A 15,383-nucleotide genomic window follows, 5' to 3' on the forward strand; every position below is an offset into this window, starting at 1 on the left:
CTTGGATGGTTCATGCAACTTGCCTCACGTCGATCTTGCCCGTGACGGCGGCAGAGATCAGGGCGCTGCGGCGCTCTTTGAGCAAGGCGATAGATCGCTGTGCTTGGGATTCCAGCGAGTCGAAATAATCAAGCGCCTGCTCGATGTGGCGCGCTATTTCGTGCTGCTCGGCCTCGGGTGGTACGGCGAACCAGAAATCCTTGATGCGTGCCTGCGGAAGATTGTTTGCCAAACCCTCGGCGCCGCCAATCGCCTGTTCGATCTGCACGCGCAATGGCGCTGATCGCATCGCATACGCGAAGAATCGCGGAGCGATGTCCTGTGCAAGGCGCAAGCGGAAAATCTTGTCGGAAAGCATCAAGCGCGCTGGTGGGTGATCTACACAGGCAACGGAGCCGATCAACTGCGGCGATCCGCTGGCGCGGGACATGAGCACATCTCCATGTTGCACTTCCAGGTCTGGACGCGGCTCCAGAGACACGGGAAGCGCCTTGTGCTCGTCCGGATGGAATTGTCCGCCGTTGACGCAACCAGCCTTGAGCACTCCCCATTCCTGTTCGTCAGCGAGACGGGCCTCGCACTCGGGGCTCCAGCCTTGTTCAAACGCGATCACTACGCGACGCAACATCAGCACGTTCCAATGCGCCGGCACTTCGCCCAGCCACGGCACGCCGGAGTCTTTCATCGGGGCGTTGGGGTTGAGGCCGCGGGTGACGGCATGGGAGATGGTGGCCTGGCGCTTTTCGGCCAGCAGCATCAGCAGCTTTTCCTGCTCGGCAATCAGCGCATCGATCTTGCCAGTCTCGCGATCGAGGAAGGCGGTGATGGCGGATTGTTCTTCGCCAGAAGGCATTGCGACCCAGAAGTTAATCGCATGACCGATGTTGAATTGCTCCTGCGCGGCACCGTACTGCACGACCTCAACTTGGTATCTCACTACCCGGGAGTTCATAACGTAGCAGAGCCAACCGGATTCAAAGTCTCCTCGCCTGATTAACATGACCGAGGCGCAGTTGCCGCCTTCGCACTCATCCGTGACGACGGCGGTGACGCCAGGGGCACCGACCCGCACCGTCAGCAAATCGCCTGCATTCAAGCGTGTCTTAGGCTGTTTGGCGCTATCGACGGGAGTGATGCGCCGGCACGATTTCGTCGATATATGGCCCTCTGATATGTCCCCACCGTAGATAAAGGGCAGCCCAGCATTGGAGATGTATTCACTTGGGTTGACCACTATGCCCACTGTGATCGCAGGCGACAGCGTCTTTAGTCGTCGAGCCTGCCAATGCGCTGGCACCTCACCCAACCAAGGCACCCCGCTGTCCTTGTACTCCGCATACCTCGGCAAGCTCATTCCGCCAACTCCCCCAGCATCGCCATGATCCGCGCCGACACGCCCTTCAGCTCCTCGTCGATCTCGCGCAAATCACGCGGTGGCTCGAACACGTAGAAGTGGCGGTTGAACGGGATCTCGTAGCCGACCTTGCTCTTGGTTTCGTCGATCCACGCGTCGGGCGCGTGCGGCAGCACTTCGCGCTTGAAGTAGGCCTTGATGTTCTCGCCCAGCGGCACGTTCTCGGTGTCGCGCAGTGAACTGTCGGGCTGTGGCTTGCCCTTGAGCTTTCCTTTCTGGCCCAGCACCAGCTTGCCCTGCTCGTCGCGCAGCGGGCGCTCGACGGTGATGGTGGTGTAGCCGAAGTCCTCGTTCCTGAAGATGCGTGCGATCGGCGCGATCTTGACCTTGCCGCCGGCGGGCGGCTCGGGGGCGAATTCGGCGGCGGCGATCACCTGGCGGCCGGTTTCCTTGCCGTCGGCGTCGAACACGGTGGCCAGCTCGGCTTCGGCGAAGTCGCCGAACAAGCGGGTGACGGTGGCGATGTGTTCGTCGCTCATTTCCTTGCGCTTGCTGCCGAGGCTCTTGCGCATCTTCTGCCAGAAGCTGCCGGCGTCGATCAGCTGCACGTGGCCCTTGCGGTCGGCGGGTTTCTTGTTGGAGATGATCCACACGTAGGTGGCGATGCCGGTGTTGTAGAACATGTCGGTGGGCAGGCCGATGATGGCTTCCACCAGGTCGTTCTCCAGCACGTAGCGGCGGATCTCGCTTTCGCCGCTGCCCGCCCCGCCGGTAAACAGCGGCGAGCCGTTGAGCACGATGCCGAAGCGGCTGCCGCCGTCCTTCGCCGGGCGCATCTTGGCCAGCAGGTGCAGCAGGAACAGCATGGAGCCGTCGGACACGCGCGGCAGGCCAGGGCCGAAGCGGCCATCGAAGCCCTTCTCCTCGTGCTCCTTGCGCACCGCCTTCTCGACCTTCTTCCACTCCACGCCGAAGGGTGGATTGGACAGCATGTAGTCGAACTTCTGGCCGCCGTGGCCGTCTTCGCTGAGTGTGTTGCCGGCGACGATGTTGGCCACGTCCTGGCCGCGGATCAGCATGTCGGCCTTGCAGATGGCGTAGGACTCGTCGTTCAACTCCTGCCCGTAGAGAACGAGCTTGGCATCGGGGTTGTGCTGCAGCAGATGCTCGGCGGCTACCGAGAGCATGCCGCCTGTTCCTGCCGTCGGGTCATAGATCGTGCGCACCACGGCGTTACCGGGTTCGAGCACGTCGTCGTCCTCGATGAAGATGAGGTTGACCATCAACCGGATGACTTCGCGCGGGGTGAAGTGCTCGCCGGCGGTTTCGTTGGAGATCTCCGCGAACTTGCGGATCAGCTCCTCGAACACCAGGCCCATCTGCGCGTTGTCCACTTCGTGCGGGTGCAGGTTGATGTGGGCGAACTTCTCGGTGACCAGGTACAGCAGGTTGGCCTTGCCCAGGCGCTCGACCTGGGTGAAGAAATCGAAGCGCTCGAAGATGTCGCGCACCGCGGGCGAGAAGTTCTGCACATAGGTGTAGAGGTTCTGGCGGATGTGGTCCTGGTCGCCCAGCAGCGTGGGCAGGTCGAGTTTCGAGGTGTTGTAGAACGACTGCTTCGCCTTGCGCAGCAGGAACGGATCGGGGTTGAGGCCGGCCTTGCTCTTGGCCTCGAACTCGGCCAGCACCGCCGGCTTGGTCGGCGCCAGCACGCAATCCAGACGGCGCAGCACGGTGAACGGCAGGATCACCCGGCCGTATTCGGACTGTTTGTAATCACCGCGCAGCAGGTCGGCAACGGACCAGATCAGGGCGGAAAGCGAGGTTTGGTTCATGGCTTGCGGAACATTCCTTGATCAACGGCGTGGCGGCAGCGATGTGTCGTCCGCTTCGATTGCATGGAGATCATGCCTGCAGGGAGGCGAGCAGACGTAGCGCGTTATGGTTGATGGCTGCCCGGGCTTTTTCGATCCGCGCCTGGCCAGCGCCCTGCTCCATCAGCGCGCTCGCTGTGCCGGCCATGGCATGCAGCACCAGACCGGCAAGCTCGATCACCCGGCGTTGCACGAAACGCGGTGCATAGCCGGTCGCTTCGGCGAACCGTTGCCAGTCGGCGGCACTCACTTCGTCGATGCGCGCCGCGTTGCCGATGCCCAGCGCGGGTTTTCGTTCGATCAGCTGCTCTGATATCGCGATGGTCGGCACCAGATCGTAGAACGGCGCCAGGCGACGCAGGCCATCCGGGCCGCAAAGCAGGGCGAGGTTCTTGGCGTGTGCGTCGGCGTTGCCGATGATCACGTTGAAGATCACCCAGTCCAGCAGCGCCTGCACGGCGACGGGACCCAGCCGCAGTTGCTGGCGAATCAGGTGGGCGCACAGGGCCAGCGTCGGACCACCACCGGCTTCGTACTTGAGCTCGCCCGGATAGCCCAGCGCCTGGCAAAAGTCTTCCTGATGCAGGCGGGCGAGATCGCCGTTCTTCGCGACGTGACGATCGTAGCGTTCGACCAGCAATGCCTTGTGCCCGGCCACGGCGACGATCGCGGATGCCGCCACCTGCAGGCCTGCCGCACGCGCGAGCGCGAGGCCGAACGCCTCGAAATCGCGCAGGCCGCGGATGCGCAAGCTGTCCGGCTTGAGGATGTGCGTGGTGATCTCGCCGATCACGGGGAGCCGGATGGAACCGTCGGCGCCGAGCACGACGGCGATCTTGTCCTGCGCACCGGCGAGCGACAGCCTGCGCGGTGTGCCCATCAGCGCCAGGGAAGCCTCGCCGGTTTCGCCACCCTGTGCGGCGAGCAGGGTTTCCAGGTCCAGCGAGACGTCCGCTGGACCCGCCACGGGGGCATCGGGCGACACGATGCTGACCGCACCGGCGCACTCGCCGCCGATCGCGGCCAGCAACTCGAAGTCGTCCCACACCGGAATGCGCAGTCGTGCCGCAACGGCCTCGCGCACCGGGCCTTCGGGCAACAGGTTGCCGAACCAGTTGCGGGCCATGGCTCCGACAAACGGCTCCGCGCGCAGTGGCAGGCTCACCGACAAGGCGACCGGCTGCACCGACGCCAGGTACTCGGCGGCGTAGGTGAAACGCCAATCCTCCGGCGCGCGGACTTCGCCGGCGATGCCCAACTCGCCTATATGCCGGTCGAACAGCCGGACCTGGAGCCTGTCGGTCACGACCCGCCTCCGACCTGTATGCGCAGACCCAGTACGGCAAGCACCCCAAGCACCTTGTTCAAGGCCACGTTGGGCTTGCCTCGTTCCAGTTCGCTGATGAAGCGCAACCCCGTACCCGACAGGCCGGCCAACTGGGTTTGCGTCAGGCCGTGCCGTCGACGTGCTTCGCGAATGGCCTGCGCAATCATCTCGACGTCGGGAGAGACCGCAAGGTCTTTTCCCGATCGGGGTAATGGCGTGTTCATGGTCGTCCGCCTTGGCTAATTATCCCGACCGGGATAATTGCTCGCGCAACCAAGCGAGTCAAGAGAAATTATCCCGATCGGGAACAATGATCGAGGTGACGGGCGCAGCCTGGCCGTGGAGCGAAAAACCGTGCAATGGACGAGGAGGATCGAACAATCGCCTTTTTGCACGCCATTCCCGCGAAGGCGGGAATGGCGTCATCGGCCTCTTTCGGGATTCCCTACGGAGACAGAGACGTGCGCGCCTCTGCCCCTGCCAGCTCGTGCATCCAGCCCACCGTGGCATCAAGCACCTTGGCGACGCGCACCTCGCGCGCCACGAAGATTTCCGCCAGCGCCTGGTAATAGCCGAGCGTACAGGCGCGGCCGCCGGTGAAGCGGTCGAACACGCGGGTGCCGACCTCGGGGTCTTCGAGGTCCTGCACGATGGCGCGGGCGTTGTGCAGTTTGTCGCAGGCGCTGACCAGCAGGGTCTGATCCGATGCGGTCTTCAGATGCGCGAGGTAGGCGAGCTTGCGTTCGATCCAGTTGCGGCGTTTGGCCTCGGCGTCGGTGTGGCTGGCCTTGCCTTCGGCGGTGCCGTCGGTGCAGTCCTTGACGATGTCGGCAACGGCGTCGCCGAACTGCGCGCGGATGGTTGCTTCATGCGCGGCGCCGCCATCCTCGATGGTGTCGTGCAGCAGGCCGGCGATGGCCTGGTCCTCGTTGCCGCCGAACTCGATCACCAGGCTGGCCACGCCGAGCAGGTGGTAGAGATACGGGATGTTCGAGCCCTTGCGGCATTGCGCGGCGTGGGCGATGCGGGCGTAGTCGACGGCGCGGCTGAAGCGCTCGGTGAATGCAGTCATGGCGTTCCCCCTGATTGGTCCTATCGCGCGATGGTGGCCGCGGCGGGTCGCAGGAGCCGAGATCGGGGCTGGACGTCCCGGAGGTCAGGAGCTTTGCCTGCCGCCCTCCTGCAGGCAGCAGGCAGCATTCACTCGCCGATGTAGCTGCGCGGCACGCGCTTCAATCCGCACAGCAGCTGGTAGGCACTGCTCTCGCTGTGCAGCGCCAGTTCGCTGACTGGCACTTGCCTGCCCCACAGTTCGACCTCGCTGCCGAGGCCGGCGGCGGGGTGGTCGGTGAGGTCGACGGTAAGCATGTCCATCGACACGCGGCCGACCAGTTCGCCGGGCCGGCCGTCGATGCTGACCGGAGTGCCGTTGGGGGCGAACTGCGGGTAGCCGTCGGCGTAGCCCATGGCGACGACGCCGATGCGGCTGGGGCGCCGTGTGATGAAGCGGGCGCCGTAGCCGATCGGCTCGCCAGGCGGCAGCTCGCGCACGCCGATCACCTTCGAGGTTACCGTCATCACCGGCTGCAGGCGGTCGGCGACCGGATGCGGGCCGGCGAACGGCGTGGCGCCGTACAGCATCAGGCCCGGTCGCGCCCATTCGCCCTGCGCGGTGGGCCAGCCAAGCAGCGCGGGGGAATTGCTGAGGCTGGCGGGCAAGTGCAGCTCGTCGCACACCTGGTGGAACAGCGCGCGCTGCTCATCGGTGCGCGCGCAGTCGAGTTCGTCGGCACGGGCGAAGTGGGTCATCGCCACCACCTCGCGCACCTGCGGCATGGCCTGCAGGCGTTGCAGGCTGGCGCGGTAATCCGACGCGGCCAGGCCGAGCCGGTGCATGCCCGAATCGAGCTTCAGCCAGAGCGTGAATGGTTTGGCCGGGCGCGCGCGCGCGATCGCGTCGATCTGCCATTCGGCCTGCACCACGCACCACAGGTCGTGGGCGTCGATCAGCGCGAGTTCGTCGGCTTCGAAGAAACCTTCCAGCAGCAGGATCGGGGCGCGGATGCCGGCCTCGCGCAGTTCCAGCGCTTCCTCGATGCAGGCCACCGCGAAACCATCGGCTTCGCCTTCCAGTGCCTGTGCGCAGCGCACGGCACCGTGACCGTAGGCGTCGGCCTTGACCACGGCCAGCGCCTTGCGTCCGCCCAGCTCGCGCGCCAGACGGTAGTTGTGGCGCAGCGCGGCCAGGTCGATCAGGGCACGTGCCGGGCGCATCAGGCAGGAACTCCCGCGGCGGGGCGTGAACTGTAGCGCGAGATGTCCAGGCCCTCGCTGCTGATCTGCGGCTTGCGCCCTGCGATCAGGTCGGCCAGGTAGCGGCCGGAACCGCAGGCCATGGTCCAGCCCAGGGTGCCGTGGCCGGTGTTGAGGTAGAGATTGTCCAGCCGGGTGGCGCCGACCACCGGCGTGCCGTCCGGGGTGGCCGGGCGCAGGCCGGTCCAGAAGGTGGAGTGGCTCAGGTCACCGCCGTGCGGGTACAGGTCGCCGACCACTTTTTCCAGGGTGGCGCGGCGGCGCGGCGACAGCGACAGGTCGAAGCCGGACACCTCGGCCATGCCGCCGACGCGGATGCGCTGGTCGAAACGGGTCACCGCCACCTTGTAGGTTTCGTCGAGGATGGTCGAGGTGGGCGCCATCGCCGGGTCGGTGATCGGCAGGGTCAGCGAGTAACCCTTCAGCGGGTACACCGGCAGGCGGATGCCCAGCGGGGCCAGCAACTGCGGCGTGTAGCTGCCCAGTGCCAGCACGTAGCGATCGGCGCGTTCGAGCTTGCCGTCGATGCGCACGCCGGTAAGGCGGCTGCCGTCGTGCTCGAGCTTTTCCACGGTGGCGCCGAAGCGGAACTCGACGCCGGCCTCCTCTGCCCGCGCGGCGAGCCGGCGGGTGAACAGCTCGCAGTCGCCGGTCTGGTCGTTCGGCAGGCGCAGCGCGCCGCTGAGCTGGTCGACCACCCCGGCCAGCGCCGGCTCCACCCGCACGATGCCGGCGCGGTCGAGCAATTCGTACGGCACGCCGTACTGCTTGAGCACGGCGATGTCCTTGGCCGCGTCGTCCAGCTGCGCCTGGGTGCGGAACAGTTGCACGGTGCCGAGCTGGCGGCCTTCGTAATCCAGCCCGGTCTCGGCGCGCAATTCGTCCATGCAGTCGCGGCTGTATTCGGACAGGCGCACCATGCGCGCCTTGTTGATCGCGTAGCGGCTGGCGGTGCAGTTGCGCAGCATCTGCAGCAGCCACAGGTATTGCTGCGGATCGAGGCCGGGGCGGATCGCCAACGGCGCGTGGCGCATGAACAACCACTTCAGCGCCTTCAGCGGCACGCCGGGGGCGGCCCACGGCGAAGCGTAGCCGGGCGAGATCTGGCCGGCGTTGGCGAAGCTGGTTTCGCGTGCCGGCGCGCTTTCGCGATCCACCACGGTCACCTCGAAACCGGCGCGCGCCAGGTACCACGCGCTGCACGTGCCGATCACGCCACTGCCCAATATCAGTACCCGCATCGCGTTCCCCCCTTCCGCCGGTTGGCCTGCGGCCAGCCGCAGGAATGATCCCGACAAGTATAGGAACGGTCGACCAATCTTGTTTCCTGTCTTTTGCCATGTTGACGGGTAAAATCACTGCAAGATTGGCGATCCTTGGTGAACCCATGGCGGCAAAGCGGCGGGAATTCGACAAAATCGACCGGAAAATCCTCCGCGTGTTGCAGGACGAGGGGAGGATCTCGTTCACCGAGCTGGGCGAGCGAGTGGGCCTGTCCACCACGCCGTGCACCGAGCGCGTGCGCCGGCTGGAACGCGACGGCGTGATCACCGGCTACCACGCGCGGCTCGACCCGCACATGGTCGGCGCCGGCCTGCTGGTATTCGTGGAGATCAGCCTGGCCTACAAGTCGGGCGACATCTTCGAGGAATTCCGCAACGCCGCGCTGCGCCTGCCCAACGTGCTGGAGTGCCACCTCGTCTCCGGCGCGTTCGATTACCTGATCAAGGCGCGCATCTCCGGCATGGCCTCGTACCGCAAGCTGCTTGGCAACACCTTGCTGACCCTGCCGAACGTGCGCGATTCGAAAAGCTACATCGTGATGGAAGAGGTCAAGGAAACGCTCAGCCTGCCGGTGGGCGAGCGTGCGCAACCCACGAGATAGAAGGCGAAACCACCCACGTAGGTTGGGGTGAGCGCCAGCGAACCCCAACACTCGACCAGACGAAACAGGCCCCGACATGCGGGGCCTGTTTCACGAGACGACGATGCGGCAACGTTTACGCGAACGGATCGTCCAGCACGATGGTGTCGTCGCGGTCCGCGCCGGTGGCGACCAGGGCCAGGCGGCAGCCGGAGAGTTCCTCGACCGCGCGCAGGTAGGCGCGCGCGGCGGGCGGCAGCTGGTTCCAGTCGCGGATGCCGGCGGTGGATTCCTGCCAGCCGGGGAATTCCAGGTAGACCGGTTTGCACTCGTCCCAGCCGTCCGCGTCGAGCGGGGCCAGCTCGCGGCGCTTGCCGCGGTATTCGTAGGCGATGCACACCTTCACGGTGTCCAGCCCATCGAGCACGTCGAGCTTGGTGATGGCCAGGCCGTTGATGCCGTTGATCTGGGTGGCGCGCTTCAGCGCCACCAGGTCGATCCAGCCGCAGCGGCGCGGACGGCCGGTGCTGGCGCCGAATTCGTTGCCCTTCTTGCGCAGCAGCTCGCCCATCTCGTCGTGCAGCTCGGTCGGGAACGGGCCGCTGCCGACGCGGGTGGCGTAGGCTTTGCAGATGCCCAGCACGTAGTCGATGTCGCCCACGCCCACGCCGGTACCGGCGAGCGCGCCGCCGATAGTGGTGTTGGACGAGGTGACGTACGGATAGGTGCCGTGGTCGATGTCGAGCAGCGCGCCCTGCGCGCCTTCGTACAGGATGTTGCCGCCGTCCCTGCGCACGTCGTGCAGGATGGTGGCGACGTCGTCGACCAGCGGACGGATGTACTCGCCCCAGGCCAGCGCGTCCTTGAGCACGGCGTCATAGTCGACCGGCTCGGCCTTCAGCCACTGGGTGAGGATGAAGTTGTGGTAGTCGACGGCGGTCTTCAGCAGCGCCGGCAGCTCGTGCGGGTACATCAGGTCGGCCACGCGCACGCTGCGGCGGGCGACCTTGTCCTCGTAGGCCGGGCCGATGCCGCGGCCGGTGGTGCCGATCGCGCTCTTGCCGGCGGCGGCCTCACGCGCTTTGTCCACCGCGATGTGGTACGGCATGATCAGGGGCGTGGCCGGGCTGATCTTGACGCGCGAGCGCACCTCGACACCGTTTGCTTCGAGCTCGGCGATCTCGGTCATCAGCGCGGCCGGCGACAGCACCACGCCGTTGCCGATCAGGCACAGCGCGTCCTCGCGCAGGATGCCCGAGGGGATCAGGTGCAGCACGGTCTTCTTGCCCTTGATCACCAGCGTGTGGCCGGCGTTGTGGCCGCCCTGGAAACGCGCCACCGCGCTGACACGCTCGGTCAGCAAGTCGACGATCTTGCCCTTGCCCTCGTCGCCCCATTGCGCACCCAGAATGACTACTGACTTGCCCATGCTGCTGTACTCCGCGATGTTCTCGCTCAGGTAGGTGGCGCCCCGTCGGCGGGGCCACGCGTATCAATGAAAAAACTGCAACAGCACCAGGCCGACCGCCATCGCGCCGGCACCGAACAGCCGCAGGGTGCGCGGCGGCAACTTCAGCGCCTCGCGTACCGCCGCCTGCCAGCCGCGCGGCGCTGCGAACAGCAGCAGGCCCTCGATCACCAGCATCAGGCAGACCGCGGCGGCGAGCTGGTTCATCCGGGCCGGCTCAGCGTTTCGGCGCGGGCTGTTCGAAGTAGCGCAGCAACTCGTCGTCGGGCTTCAGGACCAGCACGCCCCTGCCGTCCTCGAACGAAGTGCGGTACGCCGCGAGGCTGCGGTAGAAGGCGAAGAATTCCGGATCCTGGCTGTACGCCCGCGCGTAGATGGCCGCCGCTTCCGCGTCGCCCTCGCCCTTCACCTTGGCCGCGTCGCGCTGGGCGTCGGCGCGCAGCACCTGGCCCTGGCGGTCGGCGTCGGCCTGGATCTTCTCGGCCGCTTCCTGGCCGGTGAAGCGCAGTTCGTTGGCCAGTTGCAGGCGCTCGGCGCGCATGCGCTTGTACACCGATTCGCTGACCTCGTTCGGCAGGTCGATACGCTTGATGCGCACGTCGACCACGGCGATGCCGAGGTTCTTGCGCGCCGAGGCGTCGGTCTGCGCACGCACCCGTTCGGTGATGTCCTTGCGCCCGCCGGAGATCAGGTCGGGCAAGGTGCGCGCGTTGAACTCGAAGCGCAGCGCGTCCTTCACGATCGGGGTCAACCGCTGCGCCGCCTGCAATTGGTCGCCACCGGTGGCGCGGTAGTACGCGGCGTTGTCGGCCACGCGCCACTTCACGTAGAAGTCGACGTTGACGCTCTTCTTCTCGGAGGTGAAGTAGCGCTCCGGCGGCGCGTCCAGGGACAGGATGCGCTTGTCGAAGTGCATCACCTGCTGGATCACCGGCAGCTTGAAGTGCAGCCCCGGCTGGTAGTCGGTGTGCACGATGCGGCCGAACTGCAGCAGCAGTGCGCTGTGTCCCTCGCTGACCACGAACATGCTGTTCAGGCCGAGCAGGACCACCAGCAAGGCAACGATGGCGGAACCGGCCTTGATCATGGCTGCGCTCCCTTGCCGGCCGCATTGCCGGCCGGCGGCGATACCACGGCGCCGGTCGTGCCCGCGTCGGGCTGCGTCGCAGCCGGCGAGCCCTGCAGCGCCGGCAGGTTGATGATGTTGCGGCCGTCGGAGCCGTCGATCACCTTGGGGTTCTTCGCCATCACCTGTTCCATCGTTTCCAGCCACAACCGCTTGCGGGTGACTTCCGGGGCGGCCTTGTACTGCTTCAGCAGCAACTCGAAACGGTCGGCGTCACCGGTAGCCCGGGCGACGCGCTCGGCCTTGTAGCCGGCCGCCTCGGCGGCAATGCGCGCGGCATCGCCGCGTGCCACCGGCACCACCTTGCTGGCGTAGGCCAGGGCGGCGTTCTCGATGCTCTGCTTGTCCTCGCGGGCGTTGTTGACGTCGTCGAACGCGTCCTTCACCTCGTTCGGCGGCGCCACGTTCTGGAAGCTGACCTCGGTGACGCGCAGGCCGGAATCATAGGTGTCCAGGGTCTTCTGCAGAGTCTCCTGCGCCTGGGCGACCAGGCTGGCGCCGGCGGCGGAGAGGATCTGGTCCATGTCGCTGCTGCCGATCACCGAGCGCACGGCGGCCTCGGCGGCGGCGCCGATGGTGCCGTCGGGATCGTTCAGCGAGAACAGGTACTTGCGCGAATCGTCCACCTGGTACTGCACGGTGAAGTCGATCGTGATGATGTTCTCGTCCTTGGTCAGCATCGCCACCTTGTCGGTGACCGAGCGGATCCGCGTGGCCTCGACCTTGGTGACCGATTCGATCGGCTGCGGCAACTTCAGATGGAAGCCTGGCGGCAAGGTGCGCGAATACTCGCCGAAACGCAGCACCACGCCGGCCTGGCGCGCACCGATGATGGTGTAGCTGCTGAACAGCAGGCCGACGACGAGCAGCACCACCACGCCGGTGAGAAGGCTGCCGGGACCCTGCCCCAGCTTGCCCAGGCGTTTCCTGGCGTTGTTGAGCAGGTCGTCCAGCGGCGACTTGCCGCCCTGGCGGTTCCTGTTCCACGGATCACGTTGCCCGTTATTGCCGGGTTCATTCCATGCCACGAGTCAGTCTCCTGGGGGCCGTCGGGAGGCCGGCAACCACGGCCGGAACACGCGTTGCACCGGGTTGTACACGATATTCAGCCAAGGCTGTCGGGATGCTGCGCCAGCCGTCTTCCGGAGCCGCGCAAACGCCGTCCATTCTAGCAGAGCGCGGCTGGCGTCGCGCGTCGCGCGCTGGCGTCATTCCGCCACAGCCAGCAGTTGCCGGAGCAGGCGGGTTTCGGTGGGGTCGCCGCCGCTGAGCGGGGCGATCACGCTGCGCGGCGCGTCGATGCGCAACTGCCAGCCGTGCTCGTCCACCGTCTCGCCGCTGATCGCGCCAGCGGCCTTCAGCCGGGCATGCAGGCGGCCGGCCGACAGCGGCAACTGCAGCGCCGACTGCACCCGTTCGCCGCCGAGCAGCTCACCCAGCGCCTGGCGCAGCAGACCCAACCCGGCCCCGGTGGCCGCAGACAGCCACACCCGCACCGGTTTGCCGGTGCCGTCGCGCTCGATCCGCGGTTCGGCACCGGCCAGGTCGATCTTGTTCATCACCTGCAGCTGCGGCACCTCGCCGGCGTCGATCTCCTCCAGCACCTTGTCGACCACGCGATGCAGGCGCTCACGCTCTTCGTCGGCGGCGTCGCTGACGTGCAGCAGCAGGTCGGCGTCGCGCGCCTCGGCCAGGGTGGCGCGGAACGCGGCGACCAGGTCGTGCGGCAGCTCGCGGATGAAGCCGACGGTGTCGGCCAGCACGGCCGGGCCGCAGCTGAGATCCTCCAGCTTGCGCACGGTGGGGTCGAGCGTGGCGAACAACTGGTCGGCGGCATACACGCCGCCGCTGGTCAGCGCATTGAACAAGGTCGACTTGCCGGCGTTGGTATAGCCGACCAGGGCGACCCGCGGCACCGTGTTGCGCAGCCGTGAGCGCCGTTGCTGTCCGCGCTGAACCTGCACCTTTTCCAGCCGTTTGGTAAGCATCTTGACCCGCTCGCCGAGCAGCCGGCGGTCGGTTTCCAGCTGGGTCTCGCCGGGACCGCGGTTGCCGATGGCGCCGCCGCGCTGGGCGTCCAGATGGGTCCAGCCGCGCACCAGCCGGGTGGCTAGATGCTTCAACTGGGCCAGCTCCACTTCCAGCTTGCCTTCGTGCGAACGGGCGCGCTGGGCGAAGATGTCCAGGATCAGCCCGGCACGATCGACCACGCGGATGCCCAGGTGCTTTTCCAGGTTGCGCTCCTGCACCGGGGTCAGCACGTGGTCGACCAGCACCAGGTCGGCCTCCAGCGCGCGCGCGGCCTCGGCCACCTCGTCCGCCTTGCCGGTACCGATGTAGTAGCGCGGGTTGGGATCCTCGACGCGGGCGCTGATCACGCCCAGCACCTCGGCCCCGGCGGATTTCGCCAGCTCGGTGAACTCCCCGGCGCGACGCGCCGCGTCGCCTTCGCCGCGGGCATGCGGCAGCACCAGCACGGCACGGTCGCCTTTCTTCTGTCGATCAAACACGAGTGGGCATGGTCCTCCAGGAGCAGACCCACTTCATGCGGGCGGATGCCCCTGCTATCAAGCGCCCGCGCCGGTGGAGGCTGCCGGGGCGTCGGCCTGGTGGTCGTGGCCTTCATGGCCGTCGTGGCCATTGCCGATACGTACGTTGCGGCTCGGCACCACGGTGGAGATGGCGTGCTTGTAGACCATCTGGCTCACCTGGTTGCGCAGCAGCACCACAAACTGGTCGAACGATTCGACCGTGCCCTGCAACTTGATGCCATTGACCAGGTAGATGGCCACCGGCACGCGTTCGCGCCGCAACGCGTTAAGAAACGGATCCTGCAACGACTGCCCCTTGGACATTTCTTGTTCTCCCCTTGCCACGGACAGACCGGAGAAAAAACGCCAATGGCGCCCGGCCCAACATGACCGGGATGTTAGCTGCTTTCAAATACTTGATGAAAGAAGATTTTCGCGCCGTGCGAGTGCGCCCGGTCACGTTGCCGGGAGCGACCGCCCCGGTCAGCCCAGAAACAGCCGCACGGCGGCGGCAGCGCGAGCGACCAGACCGGGCCGGTCCGGGTCGAACAGGCGGGTGCCGTAGTCGCTGCGCAGCCAGGTGATCTGGCGCTTGGCCAGCTGGCGGGTGGCGAAGATGGCGCGGTCGCGGAACGTGGCTGCGTCGGTGTGGCCGCCCAGATGCTCCCACGCCTGCCGGTAGCCCACCGCACGGATCGCCGGCAGGTCGGCGTGCAGGTCGCCGCGTGCGTGCAATGCGCGCACTTCGTCCAGGAAGCCTTCTGCCAGCATCGCGTCAAAGCGCCAGGCGATGCGCTCGTGCAGCACGTGCCGATCGGCCGGCAGCAATGCCAGCTTCAGCACGCGCCACGGGAAGCGCGCCGCCGCGCCGCCGCGCTGCAGTTCGGACAGCGGACGACCGGTCAGTTCGATCACTTCCAGCGCGCGCTGCAGGCGCTGCACGTCGTTGCAGCCGATGCGGCTGGCGGCGGCCGGGTCGAGCGCCGCCAGCCGCGCATGCATGGCCGGCCAGCCGAGCTGTCGCGCCTCGGCAGCCAGTCGTACACGGGTCGCCGGGTCGGCCTCCGGCAGATCGGACAAGCCTTGCTGCAACGCGCGGAAGTACAGCCCGGTGCCGCCGACCAGCAGCGGCACCCTGCCCTGCGCGCCGACGCGCTGCATCGCCGCCAGCGCGTCAACGCGGAACTCGGCCGCCGAATACGGCTGGGCAGGATCGCGGATGTCGATCAGTTCGTGCGGGTAACGCGCCAGCGTGGCTGCGTCGGGCTTCGCCGCACCGATGTCGAGGCCGCGGTAGACCAGCGCCGAGTCCACGCTCACCAAGTCCAGCGGGAAACGATCGGCCAGTTCGCAGGCGAGCGCGGTCTTGCCCGAAGCCGTGGGGCCCATCAGGAAGATGGCGAGGGGACGGGTATCCAGACTCATGCAGGCAGGCAGCGGGAAGCCATGCGCAAGGGTAACCCAGCACGGCTGGACAAAACTTCGGCAATCCAAGGCAAGTGCTTGTTGCGGCGGCGCGGATCGAA

The 15,383-nt window shown here is 66.7% G+C and carries 15 protein-coding genes; 1 reads left to right on the plus strand and 14 read right to left on the minus strand.

The features are described from left to right. Positions 1 to 10: 10 nt before the first annotated feature. From R5H19_RS10150 to R5H19_RS10180, 7 genes are all read right to left on the minus strand, one after another. Positions 11 to 1,354 carry a restriction endonuclease subunit S gene (locus R5H19_RS10150; RefSeq protein WP_318158871.1) on the minus strand — a complete coding sequence of 448 codons (1,344 nt, stop codon included), beginning with the start codon at positions 1,352 to 1,354 and terminating at the stop codon, positions 11 to 13. Next, positions 1,351 to 3,189, minus strand: coding sequence for a class I SAM-dependent DNA methyltransferase (locus R5H19_RS10155; protein WP_318158872.1), 1,839 nt, complete (start codon positions 3,187 to 3,189; stop codon positions 1,351 to 1,353). Before R5H19_RS10155 ends, R5H19_RS10150 begins: the two co-directional genes overlap by 4 nt. A 70-nt stretch (positions 3,190 to 3,259) precedes the next feature. Further along, on the minus strand, positions 3,260 to 4,534 hold the full coding sequence (locus R5H19_RS10160; protein ID WP_318158873.1) for a type II toxin-antitoxin system HipA family toxin: 1,275 nt from the start codon (positions 4,532 to 4,534) through the stop codon (positions 3,260 to 3,262). Then, positions 4,531 to 4,779 (minus strand): helix-turn-helix transcriptional regulator, encoded by a 249-nt coding sequence (locus tag R5H19_RS10165; protein WP_318158874.1) that lies wholly within the window; start codon positions 4,777 to 4,779, stop codon positions 4,531 to 4,533. The genes R5H19_RS10160 and R5H19_RS10165 overlap by 4 nt, the downstream gene beginning before the upstream one ends. Before the next feature lie 221 nt (positions 4,780 to 5,000). Further along, a complete protein-coding gene (locus tag R5H19_RS10170) occupies positions 5,001 to 5,627 on the minus strand; it encodes an HD domain-containing protein (protein ID WP_318158875.1) in 627 nt (208 codons plus the stop codon). Positions 5,628 to 5,755: 128 nt separating this feature from the next. Next, entirely contained in the window at positions 5,756 to 6,829 is a 1,074-nt protein-coding gene (gene alr / locus R5H19_RS10175) for an alanine racemase (RefSeq protein ID WP_318158876.1), read from the minus strand. Further along, positions 6,829 to 8,109, minus strand: a complete 1,281-nt coding sequence (locus R5H19_RS10180; protein WP_318158877.1) for a D-amino acid dehydrogenase — start codon at positions 8,107 to 8,109, stop codon at positions 6,829 to 6,831. Before R5H19_RS10180 ends, alr begins: the two co-directional genes overlap by 1 nt. A 146-nt stretch (positions 8,110 to 8,255) precedes the next feature. On the opposite strand from R5H19_RS10180, the gene R5H19_RS10185 reads away from it, so the two are divergent. Beyond that, the gene (locus R5H19_RS10185; protein WP_318158878.1) at positions 8,256 to 8,753 is read left to right on the plus strand and encodes a winged helix-turn-helix transcriptional regulator; all 498 of its coding nucleotides are present in this window, start codon (positions 8,256 to 8,258) and stop codon (positions 8,751 to 8,753) included. 115 nt (positions 8,754 to 8,868) lie between these two features. Here the strand turns inward: R5H19_RS10185 and R5H19_RS10190 are convergent, their stop codons facing one another. From R5H19_RS10190 to miaA, 7 genes are all read right to left on the minus strand, one after another. Further along, entirely contained in the window at positions 8,869 to 10,161 is a 1,293-nt protein-coding gene (locus R5H19_RS10190) for an adenylosuccinate synthase (RefSeq protein ID WP_318158879.1), read from the minus strand. 63 nt (positions 10,162 to 10,224) lie between these two features. Continuing rightward, a complete protein-coding gene (locus R5H19_RS10195; RefSeq protein ID WP_318158880.1) occupies positions 10,225 to 10,407 on the minus strand; it encodes a DUF2065 domain-containing protein in 183 nt (60 codons plus the stop codon). Positions 10,408 to 10,417: 10 nt separating this feature from the next. After that, on the minus strand, positions 10,418 to 11,287 hold the full coding sequence (hflC, locus tag R5H19_RS10200) for a protease modulator HflC (protein WP_318158881.1): 870 nt from the start codon (positions 11,285 to 11,287) through the stop codon (positions 10,418 to 10,420). Next, positions 11,284 to 12,354 carry an FtsH protease activity modulator HflK gene (gene hflK / locus R5H19_RS10205; protein ID WP_318158882.1) on the minus strand — a complete coding sequence of 357 codons (1,071 nt, stop codon included), beginning with the start codon at positions 12,352 to 12,354 and terminating at the stop codon, positions 11,284 to 11,286. Before hflK ends, hflC begins: the two co-directional genes overlap by 4 nt. A 180-nt stretch (positions 12,355 to 12,534) precedes the next feature. After that, positions 12,535 to 13,836: a ribosome rescue GTPase HflX gene (hflX, locus tag R5H19_RS10210; RefSeq protein ID WP_318158883.1), complete on the minus strand. Its 1,302-nt coding sequence runs from the start codon at positions 13,834 to 13,836 to the stop codon at positions 12,535 to 12,537. 57 nt (positions 13,837 to 13,893) lie between these two features. Next, a complete protein-coding gene (hfq, locus tag R5H19_RS10215; protein WP_318158884.1) occupies positions 13,894 to 14,181 on the minus strand; it encodes an RNA chaperone Hfq in 288 nt (95 codons plus the stop codon). A gap of 159 nt (positions 14,182 to 14,340) precedes the next feature. Beyond that, positions 14,341 to 15,282 carry a tRNA (adenosine(37)-N6)-dimethylallyltransferase MiaA gene (gene miaA, locus R5H19_RS10220; RefSeq protein ID WP_318158885.1) on the minus strand — a complete coding sequence of 314 codons (942 nt, stop codon included), beginning with the start codon at positions 15,280 to 15,282 and terminating at the stop codon, positions 14,341 to 14,343. Positions 15,283 to 15,383 lie beyond the last annotated feature (101 nt).

It is taken from the genome of Rhodanobacter sp. KK11 (assembly GCF_033345435.1).
In the GTDB taxonomy this organism is placed as follows: domain Bacteria; phylum Pseudomonadota; class Gammaproteobacteria; order Xanthomonadales; family Rhodanobacteraceae; genus Rhodanobacter.

Excerpts from the sequence above, each read along its gene's own strand:
- R5H19_RS10155 (WP_318158872.1), bottom strand. The coding sequence starts at position 3,189 with ATGAACCAAACCTCGCTTTCCGCCCTGATCTGGTCCGTTGCCGACCTG.
- R5H19_RS10180 (WP_318158877.1), bottom strand. The coding sequence starts at position 8,109 with ATGCGGGTACTGATATTGGGCAGTGGCGTGATCGGCACGTGCAGCGCG.
- R5H19_RS10185 (WP_318158878.1), top strand. The coding sequence starts at position 8,256 with ATGGCGGCAAAGCGGCGGGAATTCGACAAAATCGACCGGAAAATCCTC.
- R5H19_RS10170 (WP_318158875.1), bottom strand. The coding sequence starts at position 5,627 with ATGACTGCATTCACCGAGCGCTTCAGCCGCGCCGTCGACTACGCCCGC.
- R5H19_RS10165 (WP_318158874.1), bottom strand. The coding sequence starts at position 4,779 with ATGAACACGCCATTACCCCGATCGGGAAAAGACCTTGCGGTCTCTCCC.
- hflC (WP_318158881.1), bottom strand. The coding sequence starts at position 11,287 with ATGATCAAGGCCGGTTCCGCCATCGTTGCCTTGCTGGTGGTCCTGCTC.
- R5H19_RS10190 (WP_318158879.1), bottom strand. The coding sequence starts at position 10,161 with ATGGGCAAGTCAGTAGTCATTCTGGGTGCGCAATGGGGCGACGAGGGC.
- alr (WP_318158876.1), bottom strand. The coding sequence starts at position 6,829 with ATGCGCCCGGCACGTGCCCTGATCGACCTGGCCGCGCTGCGCCACAAC.
- R5H19_RS10150 (WP_318158871.1), bottom strand. The coding sequence starts at position 1,354 with ATGAGCTTGCCGAGGTATGCGGAGTACAAGGACAGCGGGGTGCCTTGG.
- hfq (WP_318158884.1), bottom strand. The coding sequence starts at position 14,181 with ATGTCCAAGGGGCAGTCGTTGCAGGATCCGTTTCTTAACGCGTTGCGG.
- R5H19_RS10195 (WP_318158880.1), bottom strand. The coding sequence starts at position 10,407 with ATGAACCAGCTCGCCGCCGCGGTCTGCCTGATGCTGGTGATCGAGGGC.
- miaA (WP_318158885.1), bottom strand. The coding sequence starts at position 15,282 with ATGAGTCTGGATACCCGTCCCCTCGCCATCTTCCTGATGGGCCCCACG.